Genomic DNA, 10436 nt, shown 5'->3' with positions numbered 1-10436 from the left:
TCTTCCATCCGCCACCGCGAGGCCAATAGTAGCACACACGGTCTGTTCTAAGTTACAAGGGCTAGGGTGAGGGGCCACGCACAAAAGCTCGGCGTCGGCAGGCTATCTTGACCAGCCGAAACGATGGCGGAGTCGGCAAAGCTTATTTTCGCGGCGACACCCGCGAAGGCCCCTCATCCGACTTGTCGCAATCTCACTCCGTTCGATCGCTCCAACCCACCTTCTCCCCGCATTGCGGGGCGAAGGGGCCTGATTACTCCCCGTTCACCACTTCCGCATCCGGTGCTGGCGCCCGCGGCTTACGTTTCACATTGCGGCGGATCATGCCGATGTCGGCGCCGCCGATCAGGAAGGCGACGGTGAAGTAGACCAGCATGGAGATGCCGATCAACAGGCCGAGCGTACCGACCTTGGTCAAGAGCGACGCGCCGGTGGCAAGATAAGGCTCCCAGCGATGCTGGAGATAAACGACCATCGCCGTCATGACGCCGGCGGAAACGAGCAGCAGCGCGGCACGACGGGCGAGCGCCCATTCCCAGGTCAGATGTCCCCGGCGCAACAGCGTCGTGAACAGCAGCACCGTACTGATCCAGCCAGCCGTCGCTTCGGCCACGGCGATGCCGGGCGCGCCCATGTAAGGGAAGAGGCTGAGCGCGATCGCACAGTTGGTGGCGACCGCAACACCAGAAAAGCGCATCGGGGTCTTGGTATCCTCGCGGGCGTAGAAGCCCGGCTGCAGCGCCTTGATCAGCACGAAGGCCGGCAGGCCCAGGCCGTAGATCGCCAGGATCGAACCGACGATCAGGGTGTTTTCCTGATGGAAGGCACGGCGTTCGTAGAGAACGCGAATGATATCATCCGAGAGCACCCAGAGCGCCATGGCAGCCGGCAGGGTCAGGAACAGCACAAACTCGATCGAGCGGTTCTGCAGATTCCCGGCTTCCTTCAGGTGGCCTGACTTCAACGAACGCGCCAGCTCTGGCAACAGCACGACGCCGACGGCGACGCCGACGACGCCGAGTGGCAGCTGATAGATGCGGTCGGCGTATTGCAGGGCGGCGATCGCGCCTTCGCGGCTGGAGGCAATCGCCTGGCCGATCATCTGGTTGATCTGCGTGATGCCGCCGGTGACGGCGGCGGGAATAGCGAGGATCAGCAGCCGCTTTACATTCGGCGTGAAGTGCGGCCAGCGGAAGCCGATGTTGATGCCGGCATAACGCACACCGATATAGACGACGAGCAATTGCAGGATACCGGCGGCGAGCACGCCCCAGGACAGATACCAGGCGGTCTCCAGCGGCACGGCGCCGAAATAGAGCGAATAGAACAGCGCTCCAATCATCACCACGTTGAGGAAGATGGGCGCCACGGCGGCGGCGAAGAAATGATGCAGCGAATTCAACATGCCGCTCATCATCGCCGTCAGCGACATGCACATAAGATAGGGGAACATCACGGCTGCCAGGCGCACCGTGATCGAGAACTTCTCAGGGTCGTCGGCAAAGCCCGGCGCAATGATCCAGCGCACGATCAGCGGCATGCACAGTTCCATGACGACAGTGATCAGAAACAGAACGGAAAAGAGAACGCCGAAGACTTCCTCGGAAAAGCGCTTGGCGCCCTCGATGCCGTTCGCCTCGATCTCCTTGGCAAACAGCGGCACGAAGGCAGCGTTGAAGGCACCCTCGGCGAAAAGACGGCGAAACAGGTTCGGAAAGCGGAAGGCGGCGTAAAACACGTCGGCCATCGGCCCGGTGCCGAGGGCGGCGGCCATCAGTGTTTCGCGGGCGAAACCGAAGATGCGGCTACCGAGCGTCGCGCCACCGACGGTGATGAATTTCTTGACGAGGCTCATGCGGCAGAACCGGCTTTCTTTTCGGTATTGGGCTTTTCGGTATTGAGCGACCGCGTGGAGGCCGGCGCTATCATGCCGGACGGCATGCGCTCGCGCATCTCATCCTCCTCACCCGCCATCACCGGCTTCAGGCGCGCGGTGATATTGGCTCTCTTGTTTTCATTGGAGATCTTCTGCCCGACGAGATCGGTCACATAGAAACTATCGATGACCTTCTCGCCGAAGGTGGTGATCCGCGCCGAGTGGATGTCGAGCGACAGGTCCGAGAGAACCGAGGTGATTTCCGACAGAAGACCGGTGCGGTCGAGGCATTCGACCTCGATGACGGTGAACTTGTTAGACAGGCTGTTGGAGATCGTCACCGATGGCGGGATGACGAAAGCCTTGTTCTTGCGGCGGTTCTTCGTGCGGGTGGCGATGACTTCCGGCAGGCGCTTGCGGCCCGCCAGCACGTCTTCGATCATCCTGCCGATGGTGCCGGCACGGCGCAACTCGTCGGCATCGTCGGTGAATTCACGGCTGACATGGATGGTGTCGAGCGCGCGGCCATCCGCCGTCGTGAAGATCTGCGCATCGACGATGTTGGCACCGGCAGCGGCGCAGGCGCCGGCGATGACGGTCAGCAGGCGCGGGTGGTCGGGCGACAGCACGGTGATTTCGGTGATGGCGTGGAAACTGTCGGTTCGCACCATCGTCGCCAGAACCTGGCCCGATTTGTCGGTCTGGCGGATGAACCGCGTATGGCGGATCTGGTCTTCCAGCGGCACGGACAGAAGATAGGGCTGGTAATGCAGCTTGACATAGGCCTTGCGGGCCTTCTGACCCCAATCATCCAATGCTGCTTCGAGCGCCTTGGCGGCGGCTTCCGCCCGCTCCTTGCGCGACACTTCCGAGAAACCGCCGGCCAGCAGCAGCTCGGTCTCGTAATAGAGCGTGCGCAGCAACTGCCCCTTCCAGCCGTTCCAGACGCCGGGGCCGACGGCGCGGATATCGCAGACCGTCAGGATCAGCAGCATCTTCAACCGGTCGAGCGACTGCACCCGGTCGGCGAAATCGATGATGGTCTTGCGGTCGGTCAGGTCGCGGGTCTGGGCGACCATCGACATGGTCAGATGTTCCGCGATCAGCCAGACGACCAGCTCGGTCTGCTTCGGCGACAGCCCGAAGCGCGGGCAAAGCTTGCGCGCCACCTTGGCGCCGGCTTCGGAGTGATCCTCCTCGCGGCCCTTGGCGATGTCGTGCAGCAGCACGGCGACGTAGAGCGCGTCGCGATCCTCGATACCGGGCATCAGCTTGTTGACGAGCGGATGGATGTCCTCGGCCTTGCCCTTGTCGATCTCCGACAGCACCTCGACGGCGCGGATCAGGTGCTCATCGACCGTATAGTGATGATACATGTTGAACTGCATCATCGAGACGATCTTGCCGAATTCCGGAATGAAGCGGCCAAGCACGCCGGCCTCGTTCATGCGGCGCAGGATCAAGGCCGGATCGCGCTTCGAGGTCAGGATCGCCAGGAACAGGCGGTTTGCTTCCTCGTTCTCGCGCAGATCATTGTCGATCAGGCCCAGCGAGCGGGTGACACGCTTCAGCGCATCGGGATGGAATTCCAGCCCATTGATATCGGCAACAAAGAACAGGCGGATAAGGCTTACCGGATCGCGCTTGAAGACATCGGGATTGGCAAGCGCGATGCGGCCGCGATCCTCGACGAACTCGATCGTGCCGGGGATCTTGCGCGAACGATGAGCAAAGCGGCTGATGACGCCGGTGAGGCCCGGTGTCGCCTTGGCCTGCTGGTCCTCGAGTGCCGCGCAGAGAATGCGGGTGAGATCCCCGACATCCTTGGCGACGAGGAAATAGTGCTTCATGAAGCGTTCGACGGCGGAAAGGCCGGGGCGGGCGTGATAGCCGAGCGCCTCGGCAATCTCGCGCTGGATGTCGAAGGACAGCCGTTCCTCCGCCTTGCCGGTCAGGAAATGCATGTGGCAGCGCACGGCCCAGAGAAAATCCTCGGCCTTTTCGAAGAGACGGTATTCCTGCTTCGACAGCACGCCTAGCTTCACCAGTTCGACCGGATCGCGGACATGGTAATAATATTTGGAGATCCAGAACAGCGTATGCAGGTCGCGCAGGCCGCCCTTGCCTTCCTTGACGTTGGGCTCGACCAGATAGCGGGTGTCGCCGGCCTTGCGGTGGCGCTCGTCGCGCTCGGCAAGCTTGGCGGCGATGAATTCGGGACCGGTATTGGTGACGATTTCCTTGTCGAACCGCGTCTCCAGCTCGTGTGCCAGGGGCTCGTTGCCACAGATATAGCGCGTCTCAAGGATCGCGGTGCGTACCGTCATATCGGACTTCGCTTCGCGCATGCACTCTTCGACGGTGCGCGTGGCGTGGCCGACCTTGAAGCCCATGTCCCAGAGCATATAGAGGACGAACTCGACCGCCTTGTGCGTCTCCTCTGCCGGTTTCGGCTGAAAGAGGAAGAGAAGGTCGATATCCGAGCCCGGCGCCAGCGTGTCGCGGCCATAGCCGCCGACGGCGGTAACAGTGAAGCTGCCCTTCTGCTTCGGATAGACGTGGCTGACCGTGAAGTCGTAGAGAACGGTGATGATCTGATCCTGCAGCCAGGAAATCCGGTGCGCGCAATCGAGCCCGCCGCCTTCTTCCGAGAGCAAGCGGCGCGCGTTTGCGCGGCCTTCCTGGCTCGCCTTCTTCAACAGAGCGAGAAGAGCCGAACGCTCGTCCTTCTTGTCTTCATGGCGCTTTGCAAGGGTCTCGCATTCCGCCCTCAGCGCGGGGACGTCGAGAATGACGGAGAAATCGATGTCATGCTTAACCATGCTCGGCCGACCGGAATCCTGTTCAGTGACCGCGGCCAATTGCCGGCGCGCCTGTCTTTTCGTCTGCATGCGCTATAGCCTCTTTGCCCGGCGATTGACACAGGCTTTCTACGCCCGAATCCCGTAATCCGGCTTGGAGCCGAATTTCCCGAACCAGCGCTTTCGGGAGTTCTATCGGGTCAAGGTTGACGAAGAGTGACGGCTGTCGACGCAGAAATCGGCGGTTTTAGGGCTGCGGCACCACAAGCGACCGTCTCAACTCGTTTATGCTATGCAATATGTTTCGCGATTGGGCACCGATCTGCGTCACCATTTCGCGCTCGCATTCCCAATAGCCGGCCTTGGCGATTGCCGAGGTGATGTCGGAAATCCGGCTGCAGGACAGGGCGATGTTGAGAAGTCCACGGTCGGACTCGCAGTCGGGCGCTTCCCCCTCGCCGCAGATCTTGCCGCGCGCCGCAATCGGCGAAAAGCGGTCGGCGAGAACGCGGACCTCGGCAAGAAGATTTTCGATATGCATCCGATTATCCTTGGGAATCGCCTGTTATCAGCCGGCCTTGTTCAAAGTCTTTTTCAGTTCGTATAGCGCATCGAGAGCTGCGCGCGGTGTCAAATCGTCAAGATCGAGCCCCTTCAGCGCCTCCTCGACCTTCGACGGCCCTCGCTTGCCACCCACCTCCTCACGGCGAACCGCGACCTGGAAGAGCGGCAGATCATCGATGAGCTGGCTTGCCGGATTCTTGCGGTCGGCATCTTCAAGCCGCGTCAGAACGTCGCGGGCGCGGGCCACGACCGAAGCCGGCAGGCCAGCGAGCCGGGCCACCTGAATACCGTAGGAGCGATCTGCGGCACCCGGCCCGACCTCGTGCAGGAAGATGACGTCGCCGTCCCATTCCTTGACGCGCATGGTGGCGTTGGAAAGCCGCTCGAGCTTTTCCGACAGCACGGTCAACTCATGGAAATGCGTGGCGAACAGACCCCGGCAACGATTGGCCTCATGCAGATGCTCGACCGACGCCCAGGCGATGGAGAGGCCGTCGAAGGTGGCGGTACCACGGCCGATCTCGTCCAGAATGACCAGCGAGCGGTCGGTCGCCTGGTTGAGGATCGCCGCGGTCTCGACCATCTCGACCATGAAGGTTGAGCGGCCCCGCGCCAGATCGTCGGACGCGCCGACGCGCGAGAACAGCCGGTCGACAATGCCGATATGGGCGGAAGCGGCGGGCACGAAGGAGCCCATCTGGGCGAGGATGGCGATCAGCGCGTTCTGGCGCAGGAAGGTCGATTTACCGCCCATGTTCGGGCCGGTCAGCAACCAGATAGCCCCATCCTTGCCGTCCGCCGTCGGCGACAGGTCGCAATTGTTGGCGACGAAGGGACCGCCCGCCTGCCGGCGCAATGCCTGCTCGACCACCGGATGGCGGCCGCCTTCGATGGCGAACATCCGGCTGGCGTCGACCACAGGTCGGCAATAGGCCTGCTCCTCAGCCAACAATGCCAGACCGGCCGCGACATCGATCACCGATAGCGCACGGGCGCCGGCCTTGATCGCCTCGGCCTCGGCAACGACGGCTGCGACCATGCGGTCGAAGGCGGCGAGCTCGATCGTCAGCGCCTTGTCGGCGGCATTGGCGATGCGGCTCTCGAGATCGGCAAGTTCGGTCGTGGTGAAGCGCATGGCGTTCGCCATGGTCTGGCGATGGATGAAGCGCGCCTTGGCCTCGGTACTATCGGTCATCGGCCCGGCATTGCCGGCGGTGACCTCGATGAAATAGCCAAGCACATTGTTGTGCTTGATCTTCAACGATTTGATACCGGTTTCCTCGGCATATTGCAGTTGCAGCCCGGCGATGACCCGGCGCGACTGGTCGCGAAGCGCCCGCACCTCGTCCAGCTCTGCATTCGCCCCCTCGCGCAGGAAACCGCCGTCGCGCTTCAGAAGCGGCAGTTCATCGGCAAGCATTTCCGCAAGCAGAGCTTCGAGATCGGCGGGGAGGGAACGGAGCCCGGCAAGGGCTGCTTCCAGCTCTTCCGGCAAAAGCGCTGAGCCGAGCATACGGGCGACATCGCCGGCAGCACCCAGACCCTGGCGGATCGCCCAGAGATCGCGCGGGCCGCCACGGTCGAGCGCCAGGCGCGACAGCGCACGCGGCATGTCGGGCACATGTTTCAGCGCCGTGCGCAGATCGTTGCAAAGCGAGGGTTCTTCAACGAGGAAGCCGATCGAATCAAGCCGTTCGTTGACGCGTGTTGGGTCGGTCAGCGGCGACATCAGCCGCTCGGCCAGCAGGCGCGCGCCGCCGCCGGTCACCGTGCGGTCGATCGCTTTCAGCAGCGAACCGTTGCGATCACCGGAAAGCGTACGCACTAGCTCCAGATTGGCACGGGTGGCTGGATCGATGAACAGCGTCGAAGCGCCGCTTTCGCGCTCGGGCATCCCAAGCGGCGGCCGCTCGGCGATCTGGGTCTTTTCGACATAGGCAACCGCTGCCGAAGCGGCGGCAAGCTCGGCGCGGGTGAACGTGCCGAAACCATCGAGCGTCGAAACGCCGAAATAACGGGTGATACGCCCCTCGGCGCTGGCGCTATCGAAGAGGACTGCCGGCTGCGGCACGGCCACGCGACCAAGTACGTCGAAAACCGGCTTCAAATCCGGATCGTGGAACATCGTATCCGGCAGGATCAGCTCGCGCGGATCGATACGCAGGATATCGGCGAGCAGTCGCGACGCCTCGGTCTCGGCCAGCCGGAAGACACCGGTCGAAATATCGATCCAGGCGAGCGCCAGCTGCGGCTCAGTGCCACCGCGAATGCGGGTGAGCGCCATCAGATAGTTGGATTCCGATGGCGAAAGCAGCTTTTCCTCGGTGATGGTTCCCGGCGTCACCAGGCGGACGACGTCACGCCGGACCACCGACTTGCCGCCGCGCTTCTTCGCCTCGGCCGGATCCTCGATCTGCTCGCAGACGGCAACACGGAAACCGAGCGAAATCAGCTTCTGAAGGTAATCATCGGCGGCATGCACCGGCACGCCGCACATGGGAATATCCTGACCCATATGCTGGCCGCGCTTGGTGAGCGTGATGCCGAGCGCCCGCGAGGCATCGACGGCGTCCTCGAAGAACAGCTCGTAGAAGTCGCCCATGCGATAGAACAACAGCGAACCGGGATTGTTCGCCTTGATCTCGATATATTGCTCCATCATCGGAGTCGCGGAGGCACGACTTTCCTCCGAGGCAAGCTCGGCGGCCGAGAAAGCATCGACGCTGGTCATTATTCGTTCATTCACGGATGTGCAGTTTTTCCCAAAAATGAGGTGCCACCCTATCCGCGTGCCGCTATAGAAGACAACAGCTATCGGGCACGAGGAACCGGTCGCCCACAGGAGGTTTGGAGGATACATGCCTGACACCAGCAGCACGTCGCGTCCAGGAACGGGGATTACCGATCAGGAAGCGCTCGACTTCCACAAGCAGGGCCGCCCCGGCAAGCTTGAGATCAACCCGACGAAACCAATGGCGACGCAGCGCGATCTTTCGCTCGCCTATTCGCCCGGCGTCGCCGTTCCAGTGAAGGCGATCGCCGCCGATCCGGCGACCGCTTATGACTATACGGCACGCGGCAACATGGTGGCCGTCATCTCCAACGGCACCGCCATTCTCGGCCTCGGCAATCTCGGTGCGCTCGCCTCCAAGCCGGTGATGGAAGGCAAGGCCGTTCTCTTCAAGCGCTTCGCCGACGTCGATTCGATCGATCTTGAGATCGATACCGAAAATGTCGACGAGTTCATCAACTGCGTGCGCTATCTCGGCCCCTCCTTCGGCGGCATCAACCTTGAAGACATCAAGGCGCCCGACTGCTTCATCATCGAACAGCGCCTGCGCGAGCTGATGGACATCCCCGTCTTCCACGACGACCAGCACGGCACCGCCATCATCGCCGCCGCCGGCCTGATCAACGCGCTGGAACTGACCGGCCGCGACCTCAAGACCACCAAGCTCGTCTGCAACGGCGCGGGTGCTGCCGCGATCGCCTGCGTCGAGCTGATCAAGGCGATGGGCTTCAATCCGGAAAACGTCGTGCTCTGCGATACCAAGGGCGTGATCTACCAGGGCCGCAGCGAAGGCATGAACCAGTGGAAGTCGGCGCATGCGGTGAAAACCGACAAGCGGACGCTGGCAGAAGCCATGAAGGGTGCCGACGTGGTGTTCGGCCTGTCGCAGAAGGGTGCCTTTTCCGCCGATATGATCCGTTCCATGGCCGACAGGCCGATCATCTTCGCCATGGCCAATCCCGATCCGGAAATCACGCCGGAGGAAGTCGCCCGCATCCGCGACGACGCCATCATGGCGACCGGGCGCTCCGACTATCCCAACCAGGTCAACAACGTCCTCGGCTTCCCCTATATCTTCCGCGGCGCGCTCGACGTTCGCGCCTCGACCATCAACGATGAAATGAAGATCGCAGCCGTCAGAGCCTTGGCAAGCCTGGCGCGCGAAGACGTGCCCGATGACGTGGTCGCCGCCTATCAGGGTGCAAGACCGCGTTTCGGAGCGCAATACATCATCCCCGTGCCCTTCGATCCGCGCCTGATCTCGGCAATCCCGGTTGCCGTGGCGCAAGCGGCGATCGAAAGCGGCGTTGCCCGCCGCGCCATACCCGACATGGCCGCCTATGCCCGCGAGCTCTCGGCTCGGCGCGATCCGATCGCCTCGACGCTGTCGCAGCTTTACGAGCGCGTGCGCCAGCGTCCGAAACGCATCGTCTTTGCCGAAGCGGAAGAAGAGCAGGTCATGCGCGCGGCACTATCCTATGCCAACCAGGAGCTGGGCACCGCCATCCTGCTCGGCCGCGAGGACCTGATCCACGCCACCGCCGAGCGCGCCGGCATCGACCTCAACCGGCCAGGTCTCGAAATCGTCAATGCCCGCATTTCCAAACGGGTCGATGCCTATATCGACTATCTCTACGCCCGGCTGCAGCGCAAAGGCTATTTGCACCGCGACGTGACGCGCCTGATCCACAATGACCGCAATCACTTCGCTGCCTGCATGGTGGCGCTCGGCGATGCCGACGGCATGGTGACCGGGGTCACGCGCAACTATTCGACCGCGCTCGAAGACGTGCGCCGCTGCATCGACGCCAAGCCGGGGCACCGGGTCGTCGGCGTGTCGCTGGTGCTTGCCCGCGGCCGCACCGTTTTCGTTGCGGACACCGCCGTGCACGACATGCCGACGGCGCAGGAACTCGCCGATATCGCCGAGGAAGCAGCGGGCTTTGCCCGACGCATGGGCTACGAGCCACGCGTCGCCATGCTCGCCTACTCCACCTTCGGCCACCCCTCGGGCGAACGCTCCGAGCGGGTGCGCGAAGCTGTCAGCATCCTCGACAAACGCTATGTCCACTTCGAATTCGATGGCGAAATGGCGGCTGATGTGGCGCTGAACCGCAAGATCATGGAGAGCCAGTATCCCTTCTCCCGCCTCTCCGGTCCCGCCAACGTACTAGTCATGCCGGCCTTCCACTCCGCCGCGATCTCCACCAAGATGCTGCAGGAACTCGGCGGCTCCACCGTTATCGGCCCTTTGCTCGTCGGCCTCGACAAGCCGGTGCAGATTACGTCGATGGGGGCAAAGGATTCGGACATCGTCAACATGGCGGCAATCGCCGCCTATGGCGCGGGATAGTAACCCGGAACCCGTATCTTGGGGTTGGCGGCCAAAGAAAGACCATGGCCG

5 protein-coding genes are annotated in these 10436 nt (G+C 62.6%); 1 reads left to right on the top strand and 4 read right to left on the bottom strand.

From position 1 onward, the window contains the following. Window positions 1–253: 253 nt before the first annotated feature. From murJ to mutS, 4 genes are all read right to left on the bottom strand, one after another. Entirely contained in the window at window positions 254–1855 is a 1602-nt protein-coding gene (murJ, locus tag AC1RO0_RS31595; RefSeq protein WP_498596463.1) for a murein biosynthesis integral membrane protein MurJ, read from the bottom strand. After that, window positions 1852–4767, bottom strand: coding sequence for a [protein-PII] uridylyltransferase (locus tag AC1RO0_RS31590; protein WP_498596462.1), 2916 nt, complete (start codon window positions 4765–4767; stop codon window positions 1852–1854). The genes murJ and AC1RO0_RS31590 overlap by 4 nt, the downstream gene beginning before the upstream one ends. Before the next feature lie 157 nt (window positions 4768–4924). Continuing rightward, window positions 4925–5218 (bottom strand): hypothetical protein, encoded by a 294-nt coding sequence (locus AC1RO0_RS31585; protein ID WP_498596461.1) that lies wholly within the window; start codon window positions 5216–5218, stop codon window positions 4925–4927. A 27-nt stretch (window positions 5219–5245) separates the two neighbouring features. Further along, window positions 5246–7987 carry a DNA mismatch repair protein MutS gene (mutS, locus tag AC1RO0_RS31580; RefSeq protein WP_498596460.1) on the bottom strand — a complete coding sequence of 914 codons (2742 nt, stop codon included), beginning with the start codon at window positions 7985–7987 and terminating at the stop codon, window positions 5246–5248. 112 nt (window positions 7988–8099) lie between these two features. On the opposite strand from mutS, the gene AC1RO0_RS31575 reads away from it, so the two are divergent. Next, the gene (locus AC1RO0_RS31575; protein ID WP_498596459.1) at window positions 8100–10385 is read left to right on the top strand and encodes an NADP-dependent malic enzyme; all 2286 of its coding nucleotides are present in this window, start codon (window positions 8100–8102) and stop codon (window positions 10383–10385) included. Window positions 10386–10436: the final 51 nt, after the last annotated feature.

It is taken from the genome of Rhizobium sp. GW821-FHT14E12 (genome assembly GCF_058803745.1).
This window is presented reverse-complemented; position numbering and strand designations above follow the sequence as displayed.

What these genes read in the sequence shown, in the direction of transcription:
- AC1RO0_RS31575 (WP_498596459.1), top strand. Translation starts at nt 8,100, where the DNA reads ATGCCTGACACCAGCAGCACGTCGCGTCCAGGAACGGGGATTACCGAT.
- murJ (WP_498596463.1), bottom strand. Translation starts at nt 1,855, where the DNA reads ATGAGCCTCGTCAAGAAATTCATCACCGTCGGTGGCGCGACGCTCGGT.
- AC1RO0_RS31585 (WP_498596461.1), bottom strand. Translation starts at nt 5,218, where the DNA reads ATGCATATCGAAAATCTTCTTGCCGAGGTCCGCGTTCTCGCCGACCGC.
- AC1RO0_RS31590 (WP_498596462.1), bottom strand. Translation starts at nt 4,767, where the DNA reads ATGCAGACGAAAAGACAGGCGCGCCGGCAATTGGCCGCGGTCACTGAA.